The 20,785-nt window shown below is 72.2% G+C and carries 17 protein-coding genes and 1 pseudogene; 3 read left to right on the top strand and 15 right to left on the bottom strand.

Features of this window, described 5'->3' with window-relative positions; genetic code table 11:
• Window positions 1–281 (bottom strand): 50S ribosomal protein L21 (gene rplU / locus ABID81_RS12920; RefSeq protein WP_354595186.1); only part of this gene is annotated, 281 nt, incomplete at its 3' end.
• Window positions 282–369: 88 nt separating this feature from the next.
• Here rplU and ABID81_RS12915 point away from each other — a divergent pair.
• Window positions 370–1,011 (top strand): hypothetical protein, encoded by a 642-nt coding sequence (locus ABID81_RS12915; RefSeq protein WP_354595185.1) that lies wholly within the window; start codon window positions 370–372, stop codon window positions 1,009–1,011.
• 36 nt (window positions 1,012–1,047) lie between these two features.
• Here ABID81_RS12915 and ABID81_RS12910 read toward each other — a convergent pair whose 3' ends face one another.
• The 7 genes from ABID81_RS12910 to ABID81_RS12880 all read right to left on the bottom strand — a co-directional run bounded on the left by ABID81_RS12910 (window position 1,048) and on the right by ABID81_RS12880 (window position 10,964).
• Window positions 1,048–1,458 (bottom strand): DUF779 domain-containing protein, encoded by a 411-nt coding sequence (locus tag ABID81_RS12910; protein ID WP_354595184.1) that lies wholly within the window; start codon window positions 1,456–1,458, stop codon window positions 1,048–1,050.
• Window positions 1,458–2,999 (bottom strand): acetaldehyde dehydrogenase ExaC, encoded by a 1,542-nt coding sequence (gene exaC, locus ABID81_RS12905; RefSeq protein ID WP_354595183.1) that lies wholly within the window; start codon window positions 2,997–2,999, stop codon window positions 1,458–1,460. Before exaC ends, ABID81_RS12910 begins: the two co-directional genes overlap by 1 nt.
• Window positions 3,000–3,157: 158 nt before the next feature.
• On the bottom strand, window positions 3,158–4,435 hold the full coding sequence (locus tag ABID81_RS12900; protein WP_354595182.1) for a GAF domain-containing protein: 1,278 nt from the start codon (window positions 4,433–4,435) through the stop codon (window positions 3,158–3,160).
• Between the two features lie 160 nt (window positions 4,436–4,595).
• Window positions 4,596–5,957, bottom strand: a complete 1,362-nt coding sequence (locus ABID81_RS12895; protein WP_354595181.1) for a hypothetical protein — start codon at window positions 5,955–5,957, stop codon at window positions 4,596–4,598.
• A 65-nt stretch (window positions 5,958–6,022) separates the two neighbouring features.
• Window positions 6,023–6,358, bottom strand: coding sequence for a TraR/DksA family transcriptional regulator (locus ABID81_RS12890; protein WP_354595180.1), 336 nt, complete (start codon window positions 6,356–6,358; stop codon window positions 6,023–6,025).
• Between the two features lie 18 nt (window positions 6,359–6,376).
• The gene (locus ABID81_RS12885; RefSeq protein WP_354595179.1) at window positions 6,377–7,399 is read right to left on the bottom strand and encodes a glutathione S-transferase family protein; all 1,023 of its coding nucleotides are present in this window, start codon (window positions 7,397–7,399) and stop codon (window positions 6,377–6,379) included.
• Between the two features lie 94 nt (window positions 7,400–7,493).
• Window positions 7,494–10,964 (bottom strand): DNA polymerase III subunit alpha, encoded by a 3,471-nt coding sequence (locus tag ABID81_RS12880; RefSeq protein ID WP_354595178.1) that lies wholly within the window; start codon window positions 10,962–10,964, stop codon window positions 7,494–7,496.
• A gap of 127 nt (window positions 10,965–11,091) precedes the next feature.
• Here ABID81_RS12880 and ABID81_RS12875 point away from each other — a divergent pair, with 127 nt between their 5' ends.
• Window positions 11,092–12,402: an FUSC family protein gene (locus ABID81_RS12875; protein ID WP_354595177.1), complete on the top strand. Its 1,311-nt coding sequence runs from the start codon at window positions 11,092–11,094 to the stop codon at window positions 12,400–12,402.
• Between the two features lie 202 nt (window positions 12,403–12,604).
• Window positions 12,605–13,969 carry a glucose-6-phosphate dehydrogenase gene (locus ABID81_RS12870; RefSeq protein ID WP_354595176.1) on the top strand — a complete coding sequence of 455 codons (1,365 nt, stop codon included), beginning with the start codon at window positions 12,605–12,607 and terminating at the stop codon, window positions 13,967–13,969.
• 67 nt (window positions 13,970–14,036) lie between these two features.
• Here the strand turns inward: ABID81_RS12870 and ABID81_RS12865 are convergent.
• From ABID81_RS12865 to ABID81_RS12835, 7 genes and pseudogenes are all read right to left on the bottom strand, one after another.
• Window positions 14,037–15,836 (bottom strand): annotated as a pseudogene (locus tag ABID81_RS12865) (glycoside hydrolase family 15 protein); the annotation flags it as partial.
• Window positions 15,837–15,863: 27 nt separating this feature from the next.
• Window positions 15,864–16,547, bottom strand: a complete 684-nt coding sequence (pnuC, locus tag ABID81_RS12860) for a nicotinamide riboside transporter PnuC (protein WP_354595175.1) — start codon at window positions 16,545–16,547, stop codon at window positions 15,864–15,866.
• Between the two features lie 139 nt (window positions 16,548–16,686).
• Complete coding sequence (locus ABID81_RS12855; protein ID WP_055972315.1) at window positions 16,687–17,013, bottom strand: DUF6504 family protein; 327 nt, start codon at window positions 17,011–17,013, stop codon at window positions 16,687–16,689.
• Between the two features lie 119 nt (window positions 17,014–17,132).
• Window positions 17,133–18,416, bottom strand: a complete 1,284-nt coding sequence (locus tag ABID81_RS12850) for a type II toxin-antitoxin system HipA family toxin (protein ID WP_354595174.1) — start codon at window positions 18,414–18,416, stop codon at window positions 17,133–17,135.
• On the bottom strand, window positions 18,413–18,730 hold the full coding sequence (locus ABID81_RS12845) for a helix-turn-helix domain-containing protein (protein WP_354595173.1): 318 nt from the start codon (window positions 18,728–18,730) through the stop codon (window positions 18,413–18,415). The genes ABID81_RS12850 and ABID81_RS12845 overlap by 4 nt, the downstream gene beginning before the upstream one ends.
• A 141-nt stretch (window positions 18,731–18,871) precedes the next feature.
• On the bottom strand, window positions 18,872–19,915 hold the full coding sequence (locus ABID81_RS12840) for an App1 family protein phosphatidate phosphatase (RefSeq protein WP_354595172.1): 1,044 nt from the start codon (window positions 19,913–19,915) through the stop codon (window positions 18,872–18,874).
• Window positions 19,916–19,953: 38 nt separating this feature from the next.
• A complete protein-coding gene (locus tag ABID81_RS12835) occupies window positions 19,954–20,682 on the bottom strand; it encodes an SOS response-associated peptidase (protein ID WP_354595171.1) in 729 nt (242 codons plus the stop codon).
• Between the last annotated feature and the right edge of the window lie 103 nt (window positions 20,683–20,785).

The raw sequence follows: 20,785 nt of genomic DNA, 5'->3' as shown, positions 1-20,785 counted from the left end.
CGGGTCAGGTCGGCACGGAAGCCCATGCGACGCTTGTAGCCGGTCTTGTTCTTGTAGTTCTGGATGACGATCTTCGGGCCGCGCAGGTCGTTCAGGACCTCGCCCTCGACCGTGACCTTCGCCAGGTCGTCGCCCGAGAGGATGGTGTCGCCGTCGACGTGCAGGACGGGGACGAACGAGACGGTCTCGGCGGTCGCGGCCTTGAGGCGGTCGACGGTCAGGATGGTGCCGACCTCGACCTTCTCCTGCCGACCACCGGCGCGCACGATTGCGAAAGCCATGGGAACTCCAAAGATGTGGGGGATGTGACGCCCGGACTGCCGGACGACGTCGTGGTGCCGCGAGGGCAACTTGTATAGTCTTTCACAAATGTCACGACCGATCAAACTTCGTCGCCCTCCGCAGTTCACGGCCGAGATCGTCGACGACGCGCGTGAACGCCTCCTCGACCTGCTCGACGACCTGAAGGCGCTCACCACGGAGCACGCCGACGACGTCGAGGTGTGGGGCTCGGCCGTCACGACCGCCGGGTGGGAGATCGCCAGCCTCGGCCAGTGGCTCGGTCTCGAGGGCGAGGCCGTGCTGCTGCTCGGCGGCGCCTCGTATCCCGAGATCGCCGAGCACCAGGGCACGAGCGCGTCCGCGGTCTACGGCCGCGTCGGGCGGTCCCTGACGCTCGGGCCCTACGCCCACGCGTCGGGCACCGACGGGTCGACGACGCGGGTCTCGGCCGAGGGCCTCGACCAGGCCCGGGCCGAGTACGCCCAGGAGGCGCGGGCCGGCGACCCGACGAGCGTCACCGCACCGGCCCCTCCCGTCGGCGACTCCCTGGCCGACCGACTGCCCGAGGTGCTGCGCGACGGCGCCCGGCGGACGACCGAGATCGTCGCCGCCCTGCCCGACTACCGACGCAGCAGCGTGCTCTCGACGCTCAGCGTGCTGGCCCGGCAGGGTGTGATCGAGCGGGTGGGGCACGGCACCTACGCCCTGCCCCACCCGTCGACCGACTGACCGTCGGGCCGTCCCGGCGCGACCGGTGCGGCTCGATCAGCCCGGTGTGCTCGCCACGGCCTCGTCGAGCCCGAACGCCCGCAGCTCGTCGTCGTCGAGCATCCGCGAGCGGATGAGGAAGCGCTTGCCCTCGGGGCTCTCGACCGAGAACCCGGCCCCGCGGCCGGCGACGACGTCGATGGTGAGGTGCGTGTACTTCCAGTACTCGAACTGGCTGCGCGACATGTAGACCTCGATCGGCTCGAGGCCGTCGACGTGCAGGTCGCCGAGGTGGACGTCGACCGCGCCCACCCGGAAGAACCCGACGGGGTAGCACATCGGCGACGAGCCGTCGCAGCAACCGCCCGACTGGTGGAACATCAGCGGGCCGTGCTGGGCGGTGAGATCCACGAGGAAGGCCGCGGCCTCGGCCGAGACGTCGACCCGCGAGGGGGTGGGCGGCGCCATCAGAAGAAGCCCATCGGACCGTCCGCGTAGCTGACGAGCAGGTTCTTCGTCTGCTGGTAGTGGTCGAGCATCATCTTGTGGTTCTCGCGACCGATGCCGGACTGCTTGTAGCCGCCGAACGCCGCACCCGCCGGGTACTGGTGGTACGTGTTCGACCAGACGCGTCCGGCCTGGATGTCACGGCCCGCCCGGTAGAGCTGGGCGCCGTTGCGGCTCCAGACGCCGGCGCCCAGGCCGTACAGGGTGTCGTTGGCGATCTTGACGGCATCGTCGTAGTCGCTGAAGCTCGTGAGCGAGAGGACGGGACCGAAGATCTCCTCCTGGAAGATCCGCATCGAGTTGCGGCCCTCGAAGATCGTCGGGTTGACGTAGTAGCCCTCGGTCAGGTCGCCGCCCAGGTCGGCGCGGTCGCCGCCGAGCAGGAGCTTCGCGCCTTCCTGCTTGCCGATGTCCATGTAGCTGAGGATCTTCTCGAGCTGGTCGTTCGAGGCCTGCGCGCCGATCATCGTGTCCATCGAGAGCGGGTCGCCCTGCTTCACCTGCTTCACCCGCTCGATGCCGTCGGCGGTGAACTGGTCGTAGATCGACTGCTGCACGAGCGCGCGGCTCGGGCAGGTGCAGACCTCGCCCGAGTTGAGGTTGAAGAACGAGAAGCCCTCGAGAGCCTTGTCGTAGAAGTCGTCGCGTTCGTCGGCGACGTCGGCGAAGAAGATGTTGGGGCTCTTGCCACCGAGCTCGAGGGTCACCGGGATGAGGTTCTCGCTCGCCATCTGCATGATGAGGCGCCCGGTCGTCGTCTCACCCGTGAAGGCGATCTTGCGGATGTTCGGGTGGCTCGCCAGGGGCGCACCGGCCTCGACCCCGAAGCCGTTGACGATGTTGAGCACCCCGGCGGGCAGGAGGTCCTTGATCAGGTCCATGAACACGTGGATCGACGCGGGGGTCTGCTCGGCCGGCTTGAGCACCACGCAGTTGCCGGCCGCGAGGGCCGGCGCGAGCTTCCACACGGCCATCAGCAGGGGGAAGTTCCAGGGGATGATCTGGCCGACGACACCCAGCGGTTCGTGGAAGTGGTACGCGACGGTGTCGGCGTCGATCTCGCCGGTGGAGCCCTCCTGCGCGCGGATCGCGCCGGCGAAGTACCGGAAGTGGTCGATCGCGAGCGGGACGTCGGCGGCGAGGGCCTCGCGGATGGGCTTGCCGTTGTCCCAGGTCTCGGCGACGGCGAGCATCTCGAGGTTCGCCTCCATCACGTCGGCGATCCTGTTCAGGATCAGCGCTCGCTGGGCGATCGTCGTCTTCTTCCAGGAGTCGAAGGCACGCCAGGCGGCCTCGACTGCCTTGTCGACGTCGGCCGCGTTGCCGCGGGCGACCTCGGTGAACACCTTGCCGTTCACCGGGCTCGGGTTCTCGAAGTACCGGCCGCCCGCGGGGGCGACGTACTCGCCGCCGATGTAGTGGTCGTACCGAGGCTTGAAGGTCACCTTCGCGCCCGGCTGTCCCGGGGCGGCGTAGGTGTTCGGGGGAGTGGTGACGGTCATGGCTGTCCCTTTCGACGTCGTTGTCGGGTCGTCGACGGGGGTCGCCCGCCGATGGCGGCAGGCTACGTCGGGGGACGTTGCATCGGGTTGCACCTCCCGGCCGGGGCGGGCGTGGTGGAGCCGGGCCGGGCGTCCGGAGGCGCGGGGGCGTGGGCGCGTCAGCCGCGGTCCTCGAGCGCCTCGAGGTGTGCGACGAGGCGCGTGCGCCGGGGCGACCCCGGCGGCAGGCGCCGGAGGAGCTCGAACAGGACGGCAGGGTCGTCGCGTCCCGCGGCCGACTCGGCGAACGCCTGCAGGGTCGCGGTCGACCCGCCTGCGATGACCGCGTCCCGCACCGTCGCGTCCACCTCGGCCCGGAGTGCCACGATGCCGGGCGCGATGGACGAGGGCAGGGCCGGGCCGGTGTCGGCCCGCACCGCCGCCCGGTGGCTGCCACGGTCGACGAGCCCCACGAGCGCGTCGAGGTCGAGGGTCACCGGTCGCGGCAGCCGGTACGGGCGCGACAGGGGGACGAGCGTCGGGTCGAGGGCCTCGACGACGTGCCGCAGGCGCACCATCTCGGGGCGCAGGGTGGACACCGCGTCGACGTCGCCGTAGACCGCGTCCGCCAGTTCGTGCGCCGTGTGGCCGGTGGGTCGGTGGGCCAGCAGGGTCATGATCTCGGAGTGCCGGGCACCGAGGGTGATGCGGCCGTCGCCGACCGACAGGATCGCCTCGTCCCGGCCGAGCGTCGTCAGGGTCGTCCGGCTCGTGACGGGGGAGGGGCCCGCGGAGGCGGAGGTGCCGACCGAGACCGTGCGCACGGGGTGGTGCGAGGGACGCGCCGGGGCGCGACCGACCGCGGCGAAGCGCAGGAGCGCGAGGTGCGCCTCCACGGCGGCGACGGTCGCGGTGACGAGGGGCAGGGTCATCGAGCCGGCCGCCCGGTCGTCGCCCGTGATGTCGACGACGCCGATCAGATGGCCGTCGACGGGGTCGTGGACGGGCACGGCCGTGCAGCTCCAGGCCTGGACGCGGTGGTTCCAGTGCTCGTCGCCCCGGATCTGCACGCCCCGGTCGAGCACGAGTGCGGTGCCCGGCGCCGAGGTGCCGACCCGCGCCTCCGACCATCCGGCCCCGGCGACGAACAGCATGTCCTCGGCCCGGCGGCGGGCCGCGTGGTCGCCCTCGACCCAGAGCAGGCGGCCGTGTTCGTCGCCGATCGCGACGAGCAGCCCGGAACCCGCGACGTCGTCGACGAGCAGGCGACGCACCACGGGCAGGGCGAGCGCCAACGGGTGGTCGCGGCGCCGGTCGTCGAGGTCGTCCTCCGGCAGCTCGAGTCGGGGCAGGCCGTCGGGGTCGAGCCGGTGCCGCGAGGCGCGGTCCCACGAGTCACGAACCACCCGGCGCACCGACCCGGCGTCGCGGGGCGGACCGCTCGCGGTGGGGGACATCGGGCACCCGTCGTCGTCTGTCGGGGCGAGGCGGCCGTGGTGCGGCGTCGTCGCCGTGGTGCTGTCAGCGTACGGCGGGCCGGGTCCGTGGGGAAGGGCGTCGGGTGGGGGTCTGCCGTGACCCCGGCGGGGAAGGGCCGGGGACGCCGGGAGCCCGCCGTCAGCGGCCGAGCGGCGCCGTGGCGTTCCAGGCGTCCGCGACGAGCGTGCGGAGGGCGGTGTCGTCGTCGGTGTCCGTCGTCCGGGCGGGGAGCTCGAGCTCGCCCGGCTCGGCGACGAAGTCGGCGTCCGCCCGGCCGCTTTGCACCGTCACCGGCATCCCGGGCTCGAGGTGGGGCGCGGCGGCGGCGAAGACGGCACGGAGCGAGTCGACCGAGGCCGCGGGCACGCTCACCGAGAGCTCGCCGTCGACGAGTGACGCGGCCTCGACCCCGGCGACGCCGACGAGGGCGGTGACGAGTCCGACGCCGTCGCCGAGGTCGGCGGAGTCGGCGCCGACGGCCGCGTACGTCCCGTCGGATGCCGCTCCGGACTCCGGCAGCGACCGCACGTCGATGCCGGCGCCGATGTCCGCCGCGGACATGGCCGCGGCGGCGGCCAGGGCGTCGGTGCCGCCGGCCGTGTTGACCTCGAGGGTGGACGCCGAGAGCTCCGCCGCGACGACGCCGACCGAGGACGTCGCGGCGGCGAGCAGGGCCTCGACGCGGTCCAGGGGCCCGTCCACCGTGCGGACGACGCCACCGGCCGTCACCGTGACGTCGCGCGTCGCCGCCTCGTCCGAGAGGAGACCGGCGACGACGCGGCCGTCGTCGCGGTCGGCCAGGGTGAGGTCCAGCCGGTCCGGCCCGACGTCGGCGGCCGTGACCGTGGCGACGGAGACCACCGAGTCGTAGGCAGCCCGGGTCTCGGCGTCGACGATGCCCGCATCGGTCCGCACCGTCACGTCGCCCGCGGTGGCGCTGACCGGGCCCCGGTCGAAGCGGGGGTCGTCCGCGCGGGCGGCAGCCAGGACCCCGACGGCGTCGAAGGGGTCGCCCGCCGCCTGCTCGCCTGCGAGACCGGGCGGGTCGCCGTCCCCGCGGTCGACCACCTCGATCGTCGTGAACTCCGTCAGGGGCCTCACCAGCGCCACGAGGTCGAGCGTGGTCCCGTTGTCGACACGCGAGGGGAGGACGGGGAAGGACACCGGCCCGACCACCGCGTCCATCGAGGTGACGTCGAGCGAGGCGGACGCGTTGTCCACCCACCAGGCGCCCATCTCGTCGGTGATGCTCCGGAGGGTGGTCGCGTCGACGTCCACGGCGATCTCGACGCGGCCCGACATCGAGCCCGAGAACGGCAGCGTGTTCTGCCCACCGCCCGTCGCGTCGACGACGCCCGGGAGCGCCTCCATGTGCTGCTCGAACCGGCTGCCGTACCCGCTGCCGGCGTTCACGGGCCCGCAGCCGACGAGGGTCGCGCCCACGAGCGTGCCGACGAGCGCGGCCGCGACCGACCGCCGGGTGATCTGCGTCCACGGCATCGTTCGAGCCTAGGGCAGGCGGATGCCGCCAGGTCGACGGTCCTCCGGGGGGCGGGAGGCGCGGGTCAGCTCGCGCAGTCGATGCAGAGTCGGGCGGTGGGTCGCGCCTCGAGCCGGGCCTCGCCGATGCGGGCCGAGCAGCGCTCGCAGCGGCCGAAGGTGCCGTCGGCGACGCGGGCCAGGGCGGACTCCGCGTCGGCGGCCCGCTCGAGGGCTGACCGCCGGACGGCGTCGAGCTGCGACCGCTCGTACGCGATGGTCGATCCGTCGGGGTCGTGTTCGTCGTCGACGTTCGCTCCCTCTCGGGCCGCCGCCACCGCCTCCATGTCGGCGAGCAGCCGGTCGGCCAGCGCGAGCGCCTCGTCCCGCGTCGTGCGCAGCCGGTCGGAGGGGTCGATCACGCGCTCACGCTGCCGGGCTCAGGCCGACACGAGCGGCGGCACCTCTTCGCCCGCGCGGGGCGGGGCCGGGGGAGTCCCGTCGCCGAACGGCCGGCCGCCGAGCTGCTCGCGGCCGTGCTCGGTGAGCCACCCCGACGCGTCGGGCCCGACCGGGACGATGCCGGTCGGGTTGATGTCGGAGTGCACCACGTAGTAGTGCGCCTTGATCTGGTCGAAGTCGATCGTGTCGCCGAACCCCGGGGTCTGGAACAGGTCTCGGGCGTAGGCCCAGAGCACCGGCATCTCGGTGAGCTTGTTCCGGTTGCACTTGAAGTGGCCGTGGTAGACCGCGTCGAACCGGGCGAGCGTGGTGAACAGCCGGATGTCGGCCTCGGTGATCGTGTCGCCGACGAGGTAGCGCTGCCCGGCCAGGCGCTCGGACAACCGGTCGAGCCGGTCGAAGAGGGTACGGTAGGCGCGCTCGTAGCTCTTCTGCGAGCCGGCGAAACCGGCCCGGTAGACGCCGTTGTTGACGTCGCGGAACACCACGGCGTTCACCTCGTCGATCTCGCCGCGGAGGGCCTCGGGGTAGAGGTCGGGCGCGCCCTCCCGGTGGAAGGCGGTCCACTCGGTGGCGAAGTCGAGCGTGATCTGCGGGAAGTCGTTCGTGACGACCTTGCCGCTCGGGACGTCGACGACGGCCGGCACGGTGATGCCCCGCGGGTAGTCGGGCGTCCGGGCGAAGAAGGCCTCTTGGAGGCGCTCGATGCCGAGCACGGGGTCGCGGCCGTCGGGGTCGAGGTCGAAGGTCCAGCTGCGGGCGTCGTGCGTGGGGCCGGGCAGGCCGAGCGAGATCGCGTCCTCGAGCCCGAGCAGGCGGCGCGAGATCACGCTGCGGTTCGCCCACGGGCAGGCCCGGGCGGCGACGAGCCGGTACCGGCCGGCCTCGACCGGCCACCCGTCGACGGCATCGCGCGTGATGCGGTCCTCGATGTAGTTGGTGTCGCGGGTGTACTCCTGGCCCGGCTCGACGTAGCTGCCCTTGACCTGCTGATCGCTCATGGCGCCACCCTACGCACGGGGCGTCGGTGATTCCTGGTCGGTGCGTCGGTCGGCCCGTGACGGCGGCCCCCCGAGCAGGCGTCCGCAGCAGGGGTCAGGAGTTCTCGACGGCCAGGGACGAGGAGGTGCGGGACGAGGAGGCGCGGGTCGCGTTCCAGTCGCGCCACATCGCCTTGAGGTCCCACGCGTTCTCGGCCTCGAGCGAGATGCCGCGCTCGCCGGTGCGACGGGTGCGACCCTGGATCAGCATGAGCTGGGTGCCGAACAGCAGGGAGCCGGCTCGGGCCTGGGCCTCCTCGAAGAACGTCGAGTCCGAGCAGCCGCTGCCGTCGTCGAGGCTGATGAAGACGACGCGCTTGCCGCTGCGCATCGGCGGGGTCTGGGTCGCGATGCGGATGCCCGCGACGAGGACGGTGGTGCCGTTCCAGTGGTCGCGCAGGTCGGCGGCCCGCACGACGCCGAGGTCGTCGAGCATCGGCCGGTAGCTCTCGATGACGTGCTCGCTGACCTCCATCGACAGGATGTCGAGTTCGTCGCTGACCCGTTGCCGGGCGCCGACGTCGGGCGTCCCGGTCGGCACGGTGTCGGAGTCGTCGATCGAGAAGTCGAGCTGGTTCTCGACGTCGGCGGCCCGCGGTCGCGACGACCGGCCGGTGAGGGCCCGCACCCGGGCGAGGACGTCGCCGCGGGTGCGGCCGGGCCCCGCGACCGAGTCGAGCGCCCCGACCTGCGCCAGGCGTTCGAACAGCGACCGTGACGGCGTCGCCCGCTGCCAGAAGTCGGTGATCGAGTCGTACGGGCGGTTCACGACCACCCGGGCCAGTTCGGCGTCGCTGATGCCGTGCACGTCGGCCAGCGACAGCCTCAGCCCGAGGTCGCCCACCCGGGTCGGGGCGATCGGGGTCGCCGGCGGACGGAGGCGCTCGACCCGGTAGACGTCGGTCGAGGCGTTGACGTCGAGCGGCAGCACGGGCACCCCCATGCGCCGGGCCTCGGTCAGCAGCAGTCGCTTCGGGTACATGCCGGGGTCGTGGGTGAGGACGCCGGCCAGGAACTCGGCCGGGTAGTGGGTCTTCAGCCAGGCGCTCTGGTACGTGGGCAGCGCGAACGCGGCCCCGTGGGCCTTGCAGAAGCCGAACGACCCGAACCCCTTGAGCGCGGCCCAGATGCGGTCGACCGCGGCGTCGTCGAAGCGACGGCGCCCCGTCACGGGGTCGAGGTTGCCGCGGGTGCGCTCGCGGAAGGTCGCCTCGAGGGCGTCGTCGTCGCCCTTGCCCATGTGGCGTCGGATCTCGTCGGCCTCGGCGAGCGACACCTGCATGGTGGCCTCGAGGATGCGCAACACGTGCTCGTGGTAGATGACCACCCCGTAGCTGTCGTCGAGGAACGAGGCGAAGCTCGGGTGCAGGTAGTCGGGCTGCCGGAACCCGTGCTTGGTGTCGAGGAAGGGCGCGATCATGTTGCCCTTCATCGGGCCGGGGCGGAACAGCGAGATGTCCGCGATGAGGTCTTCGTAGCGGTCGGGCTGCATCTTGCCGATCAGTTCGCGCTGCCCCGGGCTCTCGATCTGGAACATGCCGAGGGTGTGGGTGGTGCGGATCGCCTCGAAGGTGGGCTCGTCGTCGTGGGGGATCTCGTCGAGCTCGATGCGCCCCTGGCGGTTCACGTACGGCACGTCGACCGGCAGGGCGCCGGCGAGGGCGGCACGCGGACCGTTGACCCGTTCGATCTCGTCGAGGGCGTAGGCCAGCGAGCTCTGCATGCGGACCCCGAGCACGTCGAGCTTCAGCAGGCCGGCGTCGTTCATGTCGTGCTTGTCGAACTGGCTCATCGGCAGGCCGATGCCGCTCGGCTGCACGGGGGTGGTGCTGAGCAGGTCGGAGTCGCCGAGGATCACCCCGCACGGGTGCATCGAGATGTGCCGGGGCAGGCGGTCGAGCCGTTCGCTGAGGTCGACCAGCAGGTCGATCTGGTCGTTGCTGCGGGCCAGCTCGGCGATCTCGCGCAGCTCGGGCTTCTCGGCCATCGCGGTGCGCAGGTCGCGGGCGTTCGACCGCCAGACGTTCTTGGCCACGAGGTCGATCTGCTCGTCGTCGAGCCCCAGGGCGAGGCCGGCGTCGCGCACGGCACCGCGACCCCGGTAGGTGGACTGCATCGACATGAGCGTGACCCGGTTGCTGCCGTACCGGTCGAAGACGGCCCGGTAGACCTCGTGTCGCCTGGCCGACTCGACGTCGATGTCGATGTCGGGCAGGGTCTCGCGCTTGTTGCCGAGGAACCGCTCGAACAGCAGGTCGTGCTCGATCGGGTCGACGTTCGAGATGCGCAACAGGTAGGTGACCAGGCTGCCGGCACCCGACCCCCGCGCCGCGTTGCGCACCCGCAGGTCGCGCATCAGTGCCGAGACGTCGGCCACGGTGAGGAAGTACCCCGCGAAGCCGAAACCGGTGATGATGCCGAGCTCGTAGCGCATCCTGTCCTCGACCTTGTCGCGCAGGGCTCGGTCGGCGTCGCCGAAGCGCTCGGTGACGCCCGCCTCGGCCCGTCGGAACAGGGCCTGGTCGGGGTCGCCGTCGATGCCGATCGCGCTGAGTTCTGGCACCTTGGGACGGCCCCAGCCGAGGTCTGCGGCGGGGTCGAGCCGGCACCGGTCGGCCAGTCGCTCGGTCGCGGCGAGCATCTCGTCGCCGGCGCTGCGCGGCAACGACGAGGCGTCGCTCACCAGACGGGCCAGCCGGCGCATGTCGCCGGGGCCCTTGAGGTACGCCTGGGCGTTGGGCTGGGGCCGGAACGAGCCGAGCGCGGCCAGGTGGCCAGCCGAGTCGAGCACGTCGGCCGTGACCGCCTCGTCGGGGTCGAGGTAGCGCACCGCGTTCGTCAGCACGGCCGGCACCCCGACGTGGTCGGCGAGCTCGAGCATGCGCGCCGCGTGCCGGATGCTGCGGCTCTCGCCCGGCTCGGTCAGGTGGCAGACGACCTCGACCACGACCCCGCCCGGCAGCGCGGCCGCCCAGTCCGACAGGGACGCCGCCGCCTCGCTGTGCCGCCCGGCCTGCACCAGTCGCCCGACGTCGGAGTCGGGCCCCAGCAGGACGGTCGCCGCGGGCTCGGTCTCGCCCTGCACGAACCCCCGCACCCGCGACCGGGCGATCGTCGCGACGCTGTTGGCACTGCCACTGGCCTTGCGGGTGGCCCGCCCGTGCGACGCGCTGATCAGGCGGCACAGCGCCGCCCACCCGGCCTTCGCGGGGCCACCACCCCGTGCCCCGTGCGCCAGCACCACGATGCGGTCGACGGCGCCCGACCCGTCGCGCCCGTCGGCCCCACCGACCGACGCGCCCCCTTCGCGGTCGTCACGACAGCCCAGCTCGACCCCGACGATCGGGTCGACGCCCGCCGTCCGGCACGCTCCGATGTGACGGATCGCCCCGTACAGTCCGTCCCGGTCGGTGATCGCCGCGGCGTCGGCCCCCGCCGCGACGGCGGCGTCGACGAGCGCCTTCGGGTGCGCCGTGCCGTGGTGCGCGCTGAACGCCGACGCGACGCGCAGGTGGATGAAGCTCATGGTCGGTACCTCGGGCTGCTGAACCCCCGGCCGGGTCGTTCGAACAGGTGTTCGACCAGTGTACGTCGCCCGAGCCGACCCGTCGTGCCCGTCACCCGTCCGTCCCGCCGCCTGTCATCATCGGGGCATGCCCGATCGACGCACCGCCCCGCCCCGTCGAGGGGGCGCCCTGCGTCGCGACGCCCGCACCGCCACCCACTGGACCCGCGTCCTGCTGGCCCAGCCGCGCCTCCTGCTCGCGGTGAAGACCGCGCTCGCCGCGGCACTCGCCTACTGGATCGCCCCGCACGTGCCGGGCGTGGCGGCCGAGTACCCCTACTACGCCCCGCTCGGCGCCGTCATCGCCATGTACCCGACGATCAAGAGCTCGGTGCGGCAGGGGTTCCAGGTGCTGCTCGGCCTCGTCGTCGGCATCGTCCTCGCCACCACGGTCTTTGCCCTGCAGGAGGGGCGGCCCGGCGTCCTCGCCGTCGCGCTCGTCGTCGGGGTGGGCGTCCTCGTGGCCGGCATCCGCTGGCTCGGCGCCGGTCGCGACTGGGTGCTGACGGCCGGGCTGTTCGTCCTGCTGCTCGGCGGCTCGAACGCCGAGGCCTACTCGCTGGGTTACGTCGTGCAGGTCGGCGTCGGCGTCGTCGTCGGCGTCGTGGTCAACCTGGTGCTCGTGCCGCCGCTCTACGCCTCACGCGCCGAGGAGCGCCTCGCCCGCGTCCGGGACTCGCTCGCCGACCGGGCCGACGAGATCGCCGGGGTGTTCGAGACGACCTGGCCGCTCGAGGACGACGAGTGGGAACGCCGCGTCGGCGTCCTGCCGAGCACCCTGCGTCGGGTGCGCGAGGCCGTCCGGTACGCCGACGAGTCCCGCCACCTCAACCCCCGCCGGCTGCTGCGGCGCCGTGACCTGGGCCAGGATTACGCCGACCTCGCCGTCTACGAGCGCGTGTCGTTCCACCTGCAGGACGTGGCCGAGGTCTCGGGCATCCTCGGCCGTCGCATCGGCCGCCAGATCGGCATGCCCGACGACCTCGCGCCCGACGTCGCCCACGCCGTTCACGGCGTCGCCACCGTCATCCGACGCCACGGCACGGACGACGCCGACGCGTTCACCGACGCCCGCCGCCGCGTCGCCGACCTCTGGGACGCGGTCGACCGCCATCGCGACCGCCCGACCACCGCCACGAGCGGCGGGGTCTCGATCGCGGTCTCGCTCGGACGCGTCATCGCCGCCCTCGACCCCGACGACACGACCGCGCCCCGCCCCGAGGACGACGCCGCCGAGGAGGCGCGCGCGGCGGACGACGACGGCACCGGCGGCCGCGTGGGCGGCACCGACAGCACGGGGCCGGTCGACGACGCGAGCGCCCCCCGCGACACCGCGCCGCACGACACCGGGCAGGACGACGACGCCCCCGCCGGTCGCGCCGACGACGACGCCCGCTGACCCCGATACGGCGCACGACCTCCGGGAGCAGTACGGTTGACCGGGCACCGACGCCGAGACGCGACCCGTGCCCCCACCCGGCCGGGGCGGTCGACGGGAATGCCCGTCCCCCCTGTGCGTTGACACCCGTGGCCCCGAGAACCCCCGCCGCCTGATCGACCAGCGACGACACGATCGCCGCCCTCCCCACGAAAGCTGCACTGTGACAGACACCACCACCCTCATCATCCTCGGAGCCAGCGGAGACCTCACCGAGCGTCTGCTGCTCCCCGGCCTCGCGAGCCTGCTGAAGAGCGACCGCGGCGTCGACGTCCAGCTGATCGGCACCGGCCGCAGCGAGCGCAGCCCCGAAGAATGGGACGACGTCGTGAAGACCGCCTTCAACGGCGACGCCGGCAGCGACCTCGCCAAGAAGACCCTCGCGTCGAGCCGGTACATCCAGGGCGACCCGACCACGGTCGAGCACCTGAAGGCCCTCTTCGAGGCCAGCGAGGGCACCCCGGTGATGTACTTCGCCCTGCCGCCCGCGATCAGCACCAAGGTGATCCAGGCGCTCGCCGAGATCGACCTGCCCGACGGCCTCCGCCTCGCCCTCGAGAAGCCGTTCGGCTCCGACGAGGAGAGCGCTCGCGAGCTGAACGCCGAACTGCTCAAGATCGTCCCCGAAGAGCGCATCCACCGCACCGACCACTTCCTGGGCCGCGCGACCGTGCTGAACATGATCGGCCTGCGCTTCGCGAACCGCCTCTTCGAGCCGGTCTGGAACGGCGACAACATCGAGAAGGTCGAGATCTTCTACGACGAGGTCCTCGGCCTCGAGGGTCGCGCCCAGTACTACGACAAGGCCGGCGCCCTGATCGACATGATCCAGAGCCACCTGCTGCAGGTGCTCGCCGTCATCGCCATGGACGCCCCGTCGAGCATCGACTCGGTCGAGTTGCGCAGCGAGATCGCTCGCGTGCTGCGGGCCACCTGGGTCAAGGACGCCGACCCGATCGCCTCGAGCCGCCGGGCGCAGTACGCCGCCGGCACCATCGACGGCAAGGACGTCCCCGCGTACGCCGACGAGGACGGCGTCGACGTCGAGCGCCAGACCGAGACCCTGGCCGAGGTCGAGTTCGAGGTCAAGACGCGTCGCTGGGCCGGCGTGCCGTTCATCCTCCGCTCGGGCAAGGGCATGACCAAGATCCGCAAAGAGGTCCTCATCACGTTCAAGCCCGTGCCGGCACTGCCCGAGGGGCTCAACGGTTCGTCGACTCCCGACACGCTGCGCATCGAGATCAGCCCCGAGACGATGGAGCTCGGCGTCACGACCAACGGCAAGGGCAACCCCTTCGACCTCGAGAAGTCGACGTTCCAGGTGACGCTCGGCAAGCCCGAGCTGACCCCCTACGGCGAGGTGCTCAGCGGCATCTTCCACGACGACCCGACGCTGTCCATCCGTGGCGACGTCGCCGAGCGCTGCTGGGCGATCGTCGCGCCGGTGATCGAGGCCTGGAAGGCCGACCGCGTGCCGCTCGACACGTACGCCGCCGGATCGACCGGTCCGAAGGACTGGCCCGCCTGATCCCTCCTGCGTCCCGCGTCACGGCCGCCCCGCTCGTCAGAGCAGGGCGGCCGTCGCCGTGCGGGGCCTAGCCGTCCGCGTCCGCCCCCGCCTTCGCCTTCGAGATGGCGTCCGCAGCGCGCACCAGCGCCAGGTGCGAGAGCGCCTGCGGGGTGTTGCCGACGTGGCGGCCGGTGGCGACCTCGATCTCCTCCGAGAGCATGCCGACGTCGTTGCAGTAGCCCACGAGTCGGTCCATCAGGGTGACGGCGTCGTCGACCCGTCCCGAGGCGGCGTACTGCTCGGCCAGCCAGAACGAGCAGGTCAAGAAGGGGTTCTCGGCGCCCTCGAGCCCGTCGACCCCGCTCTCGGTGCGGTACCGCATCAACAGGCCGTCCTGCAGCAGGTCGTGCTCGATCGCGGCGACGGTGCCGAGCATGCGCGGGTCGTCGGCGGCGACGAAGCCGACCTGCGCCAGCTGCAACAGTGACGCGTCGACCTCGGTCGTCCCGTAGTGCTGGGTGAAGGAGGCGCGGTCGGCGTTCCAGCCGTGGGTCTCGATCTCGGCGCGCACCTCGTCGCGCAACCCTCGCCAGCGGTCGACGGGGCCGTCCAGGCCGAACTGCTCGACGCCCTGGATGGCCCGGTCGAGGGCGGCCCAGATCATCACGCGCGAATGGGTGAAGTGCTGGAGTTCGCCGCGGATCTCCCAGATGCCGTTGTCGGGGCGGGTCCAGTTGTCCTCGACGTACTGCACGAGCGCGCGTTGCAGCGGCCAGGAGTACTCGCTCTCCTCGACCCCCAGCAGGCGGGCCTCGTGCAGCGCGACCATCACCTCGCCGAAGATGTCGCCCTGGTACTGCTTGTAGGCGGCGTTGCCGATCCTGACGGGCGACGCCCCGTCGTAGCCGGACAGCTGCCCGAGCTCGCTCTCGTGGAGGTAGCGTTCTCCGGCCAGGCCGTACATGATCTGCACGTCGGCGGGGTCCCCGGCGATGGCGCGCAGGAGCCAGCCGCGCCACCGGTCGGCTTCTTCGGCGTAGCCGTGCAGGATGAGTGCCTGGAGCGTCATCGACGCGTCACGGAGCCACACGTAGCGGTAGTCCCAGTTGCGTGAGCCGCCGAACTGCTCGGGCAGGCTCGTGGTCGCCGCGGCGACGATCCCGCCGGTGTCCTCGTTCGTCAGGGCCCGGAGGATGAGCAGCGACCGGTGCACCTCGCGGCCGTAGACCTCGGGCGCCGAGCACCGCGACGCCCATTCCTGCCACCAGGTGACGGTCTCGTCGATGCGGGCCGACACGTCGACGGGAGCGGGCGGCTCGCGGTGCGACGGGTACCAGGTGAGGCTGAGGTCGACGGTCTCGCCCGGTGCGACGTCGAAGGTCGCCTCGTGCGTGTGGTCGGTGGCCGTCAGGCGGGGGCCGCGGACGACGACGGCGTCCGGCCCCGCGGTGGCGACGAGCACCGTCTCGTCGCCCTCGGGGACCTGCCGCACCCACGGCACGGCCGTGCCGTAACCGAAGCGGATGGCGAGGTCGACGTGCATCGAGACGGTGCCCGAGACGCCGGTCACGCGACGGACGACGTCGGCCCGTCGGTCGCCGTAGGGCATCAGGTCGGTGACCTCGACGACCCCCGTGGGGGTCGTCCACCGGGTGACGAGCACGAAGGTGTCGTCGACGTAGTGCCGGGTCGAGGTGGCGCCCGTGTCGACGGGGGCCACGAGCCAGCGGCCCGAGTCGTGGTCGCCGAGCAGGGCGCCGAAGGTCGAGGCGGAGTCGAAGCGGGGCAGGCAGAGCCAGTCGATGCTGCCGTCGGTGCCGACGAGGCATCCGGTGTGCAGGTCGCCGATCAGTGCGTAGTTCTCGATGGGCAGGGGCATGCGCTCATCAAACCAGCGGGCCCCCGGCCGGGGTCAGCGTTGCAGCGTCGGGTCGGGCCAGAGCGTCTCGACCTTGGGCTTCTGCCGACGGGTGCGGGCCCAGACGACGAAGCCGGCGAGCGTGAAGGCCCCGTAGAAGACGTACATGAACGCCGACGCGTAGTAGCCGGCGCTGAACAGCAGGGGAGTGCCCACCAGGTCGACCGCGACCCAGATCAGCCAGAACTCGACCCAGCCCTTGGCCATGCCGTAGGTCGCCAGCAGCGACCCGGTGAAGATCCAGGCGTCGGCCCAGACGGGCTCGTACGACCCCAGCAGCCGGAAGAGGGGGGTCAGCACGGCGGTGCCGCCGACCAGGCCGACGACGATCAGCACACGGTTCTTCGCTCCTGCCCAGCGGGGTTCGACGGCCACGCCGCCGGTGTCGCCGGCGTGCTTCCAGCGGTACCACCCGTAGATCGACACCACGATGAACATGACCTGCCGGGCGGCCTGGCCGAGCAGGTTCACCGGGTTCGGGGTGTCGAACACCGCGCCGAGGAAGACGGTGAACAGCAGGGCGTTGCCCACGATGCCGATCGGCCAGGCCCAGACCTTGCGTCGCATGCCGCCGAGGGCGCTGAGCAGGCCGAAGACGTTGCCGATCACCTCGCGCCAGAGGATGGTCTGGTCGCCGATGTGCAACTGGGCGTCGAACAACCACAGCAACGGGTTCATCGGGGGCTCTCTTCGATCGGGGTGACGGAGTGGTGCGGGACCACGGCGTCCCCGGGGCGCAGGGCGCCTGGTGCTGCAACGAGTGTGGCACGAGGGCCATTCCCGGTGGGCGCGGCCCCGTCGTGGCGCAGCCCCGGCGTCAGGCGAACAGCTGTTGCTCGACCCGGTCGTCGAAGACCCCGAGCAGCAACCACGAGTCGCCCCGGCCGTCGAGCGCCAGGTCGAACGTGCCGTCGACCCGATGGGCGCCGTCGGTGAGCGGGACGGCGTCGACCCGCCAGACGGTCATCTCGAGCAGGTGAGCGCTCGCCCCTCGTGGCGCCCGGGTCGCCGAGCGCCACCAGTCGGTGCGCGTGACCCAGAGCTCGGGCGAGCTGACGACGCCGTACACGACCCCCCGCCACTCGAAGCGCAGGGGCGCCCCGTCGGCCGTCGTCTCGACCGGGACCTTCTCGTCCACCCTCATCTGCCGACCTCTCGTTCGAATGTGTGTTCGAACGGAGTCTACGAACCTCCACCGACATCGGCCACCCCCTCGGGGTGCCTCCACGCCCCGTGGCCGGGAGTGCCGGGACGGGAGCCGCCTCACCAGCGGGGCAGCGCCTCCTCGACGTGGTCGGCCGCCTCGCGGGGTAGGCCGGCCTCGTCGGCGAACGAACGCCAACGTCCCACCGCGTCACGCACCTCGTCGACGATCCCGGACGCGTCCCGCACCAGGAACCGATCGGCCAGGCGCATCACGTCCGCCCGCGAGACGTCCCGGAAGACCCCGTCCACCCCCATGAGGTGCTGGTACGTCCACCGCCCCGTCGGGTTGTGCGCGAAGGTCACGTCGTAGGCCGGGGACAGCGCCCACGACGCCCCGGGCCCGGCCAGCAGGAACGACGAGTTCTTGGTGTGGTCGTCGTTGTTGGCGGCCAGCACGTTGAAGACCATCCGCCGGAACGCCTGGGCCATCGCCTCGTCGCCCAGCCCCAGGCGACGGACGGCGTCGAACAGCTGACCGTAGTCGTGCGCCTGCCGCTGCCGGAAGTCGAGGTGGGCCGCCCCGCAGAGCGTCAGGACGTGCGCCTTGCCCTCGTCGCGACGGTCGAACCGTCGGGTCATGAAGTGCGACCGTCCGTTCTCGTCGAGCAACCGGCACTCGGCCATGTCGATCCCCGCCGCCCCCGCCATCGACGAGTACGCGTACTCGATCCGACCGGCGAGGCCGCCCGACCCCAACTCGGAGTCCGGGCCCAGCCCGTCGAGCTTGATCAGCCAGTGCTCGAACCCCTCGGGCGCCGCCACCTGACCCGACCGGATCTCGCCCGTCGCCCTGTTCCACGCGACCACCGCCTTGGCCCGCGCCCCACCCGCCGAGGTCCCGACCTGGATCAACGACCGGATCGCCGACTCCGTCTCGCGGTCGTCGCTGAAGCGGGCGTCCAGCACGCTCCGCGCCCCGTCGACCAGCTCGCTCAGCTCGAGCGCACTGGCCGTCCGCTGCCGCGGGCCCCGGGACGGCCGGAACTCCAACGCGCCCATCGCCCGGTCGGCCATGTAGGCCAGCCGGTCCAACGGGCTCACGAGCTGCCTCGACACGCCCTGCCGCGCCAGCCAGGCGTCGATCACGGCGTTGCCGAAGTCGTCCGGCATCGCGTCCGCCAGCACGGCGGGCAGCCGGTGGAACGTCGCCTCGGGAAGCTGCGGGAACACGTGCCTACGGACGCGGATCGGCATCGTCAACGGGGCGAGCTCGATGCCCCTGGCCACCCAGTCCGGGTAGTACTCGAACACGTAGGCGCCGAGAGCGGGGTCGGGTGCCACGGCCCCCACCCGCAGTCCCCACGCCGTCACCTCGACCGCGCGGACCGGCACCCAGCTCACGAGCCGCCCTCGGGCGGCCGGGCGCCCCGCGGGCGGTACACCCGGCGTCGAGGCTCGTCGGCCGACGACCTCAGGACGTCGAGGGGGCTGACCGCGCTCGCCGGGGCCAGGCGGGCGAGGGCGTCGTCCGCACCCAGCGCCCGCAGCACGCGAACCAGGCTGCGGAGGGTGCTGCCCCGCCCGGCCTCGAGCGACTGCACGGTGCTCGGCGACAGGTCCGCCCGTCGGGCGAGCTCGACCTGGTCGAGGCCCCGGTCGAGCCTCAGGCGACGGACCTGGTCGCCCACCTGTCGTTCGCGTTCGTCGGTGGACACGACGGGCCCTTCGGTGTCGCCCGGCATCCGATCGTCGTCACGCATGGTCCTCCAATCACGGGATAACCCAGCATAACAGCGAGAATCGGCTCGTAAAAGTCAAATTCCCACTATTGCGCGGAGGTCGACACGGTCAGCTGATCAGTCGATGACGCCGTTGTCGAGCAGCTGTTCCCACAGGCCCGCGCCGTCGGGCGCCGACACCCAGGCCACGTCGCTGCCGCCGGCGTGCTCGGATCGCGACGACCGGCCGCCGGCCAGCACGGCCTCGCTGGGGGACAACTGGCGGATGGCCACGGCGGCCACGTTCTGGGGGTGGTCGTGCAAGAAGGTGCCGTACAACTCTTCGTCGTGCTGGCCGTCGTCGCCGACGAGCAGCCACTTGAGCTCGGGGAACTCCTCCGCCAGGCGGCGCAGCGACTCTTGCTTGTGCAGCCGCCCGCTGCGGAAGATCCGGTCGTGCGTCGGCCCCCAGTCCGTGAGCAGCAGGGGGCCGCTCGGGTACAGGTTGCGCGACAGGAACCGCGACAACGTCGGCGCGACGTTCCACGCTCCCGTCGAGAGGTAGACGACGGGGCACCCGGGGTTCGCCGCGTTCAGCCGCTCGTAGAGGACGGCCATGCCGGGCACGGGCCGACGGGCGTGCTCGTTCAGCACGAAGGTGTTCCAGGCCGCCAGCATCGGCCGGGGCAACGAGGTGACCATGACGGTGTCGTCGATGTCCGAGACGATGCCGAACCGCGCCTCCGGGTCGATCACGAAGATCGGCGCCTCGACCGGCGTCGAACCCTCGGTGGTCAGGGTCGCCACGTGCCAGCCCGGTTCGAGGTCGACCGGGATGCGCGCGTCGAGCACGCCGCCGCGGTCGGTCTGCACGCGCTGGACGTGCCCACCGAGCGAGATCTCGACGAGGGCCTTCTCGACGGGGACGCTCGTGAAGCTGCGCCAGCCCCTCACGTTCAGGCGGTCGACGCCCGACAGGGTGCCCGTGCGGGTCAGCAGCACCCGGGACAGCACCCGGGCCCACCCGGGGGCCCCGTAGCCGGTGTACGGCACGACGGTCGGCAGGAGGCCGCGACGTCGGGCCCGTTTCTCGCGGAAGCGGTGGACCGAGTTCTCGATGCGTGCCGCGCGGTGCAGGAACGGCTCGACGGCGGCGGGCGGTGCCTTGCGGGTGTCGGGCATCCGGTCAGTCTCGCACGGCGAGCCGCCGGGCGGGCGGCTCAGTGCACGGGATCGAGCAGCCCGGGGTGGTCGACGGTCGTCGTGCCGACCTCGGGGCCGACCTCGTGGTGCAGGAGGCGCTCGGCGATCTCGGTGCCGAGGCCCGCGATGCCCTGGACCAGGTCGTCGTCGCCCTCGGTCTCGGGGTCGAGCCAGTCGTCCATGACGTCGGTGCCGACGAGCACGGGCATCCGGTCGTGCACCTCGGACACGGGACCCGAGGAGGCGCGGGTCAGGACGGTCGTCGACAGCAGCCACCGAGACGGGGCGCCCACCTCGGCGGACGGGTCGCGCCACCACTCGTACAGCGCCCCGAACAGGATCACCTCGTCGTCGGGCAGGCGGACGAGGACCGGGCGCTTCCGGCCGTCGGGAAGGGTCTGCCACTCGTACCAGCCCGTCGCCGGCACCAGCCCCCGCCGCGAGGCGACGGCGTCGCGGAACGACGGCTTCTCGGCGGCGGACTCGGAGCGTGCGTTGAACAACGGCGGGCCGGCGTCGGGGCCGGTCGACCCGCCGGGCACGAGACCCCAGCGGGCGGCGGCGAGTCGCCGCACCGGCGGACCACCCGCGTCGTCACCCCGCGGAGCGGCGTCGACCAGCAGACTCACCGGTCGAGTCGGAGCGATATTCCAGGAAGGCTCTGGGAGACTTTCTCCTGATACATCGACGTCGAAGAGGGCCACCAGGTCGCTCGAGGCGCGCGCCATCACGAATCGTCCGCACATGCGGTCCATTCTGACGGCAGCCGCCGACAACCGGTGACCGACACCACGGTCACCCTCGACGTCGTCGCACCATGCCCGACCCCGTCGAGGCATCGCCACGAAA

It is taken from the genome of Frigoribacterium sp. PvP054, from assembly GCF_040547465.1.
Taxonomy (GTDB): domain Bacteria; phylum Actinomycetota; class Actinomycetes; order Actinomycetales; family Microbacteriaceae; genus Frigoribacterium.
Note: the sequence above shows the minus strand (reverse complement) of the source record. Positions and strands in the feature narration are given on the sequence as shown.

Bases quoted from the DNA above. Each gene is read 5' to 3' on its own strand.
- ABID81_RS12840 (WP_354595172.1), bottom strand. From the start codon at position 19,915: ATGCCCGACACCCGCAAGGCACCGCCCGCCGCCGTCGAGCCGTTCCTG.
- ABID81_RS12880 (WP_354595178.1), bottom strand. From the start codon at position 10,964: ATGAGCTTCATCCACCTGCGCGTCGCGTCGGCGTTCAGCGCGCACCAC.
- exaC (WP_354595183.1), bottom strand. From the start codon at position 2,999: ATGACCGTCACCACTCCCCCGAACACCTACGCCGCCCCGGGACAGCCG.
- ABID81_RS12915 (WP_354595185.1), top strand. From the start codon at position 370: ATGTCACGACCGATCAAACTTCGTCGCCCTCCGCAGTTCACGGCCGAG.
- ABID81_RS12885 (WP_354595179.1), bottom strand. From the start codon at position 7,399: ATGAGCGATCAGCAGGTCAAGGGCAGCTACGTCGAGCCGGGCCAGGAG.
- ABID81_RS12895 (WP_354595181.1), bottom strand. From the start codon at position 5,957: ATGCCGTGGACGCAGATCACCCGGCGGTCGGTCGCGGCCGCGCTCGTC.
- ABID81_RS12875 (WP_354595177.1), top strand. From the start codon at position 11,092: ATGCCCGATCGACGCACCGCCCCGCCCCGTCGAGGGGGCGCCCTGCGT.
- ABID81_RS12855 (WP_055972315.1), bottom strand. From the start codon at position 17,013: ATGAGGGTGGACGAGAAGGTCCCGGTCGAGACGACGGCCGACGGGGCG.
- ABID81_RS12835 (WP_354595171.1), bottom strand. From the start codon at position 20,682: ATGTGCGGACGATTCGTGATGGCGCGCGCCTCGAGCGACCTGGTGGCC.
- ABID81_RS12910 (WP_354595184.1), bottom strand. From the start codon at position 1,458: ATGGCGCCGCCCACCCCCTCGCGGGTCGACGTCTCGGCCGAGGCCGCG.
- pnuC (WP_354595175.1), bottom strand. From the start codon at position 16,547: ATGAACCCGTTGCTGTGGTTGTTCGACGCCCAGTTGCACATCGGCGAC.
- ABID81_RS12900 (WP_354595182.1), bottom strand. From the start codon at position 4,435: ATGTCCCCCACCGCGAGCGGTCCGCCCCGCGACGCCGGGTCGGTGCGC.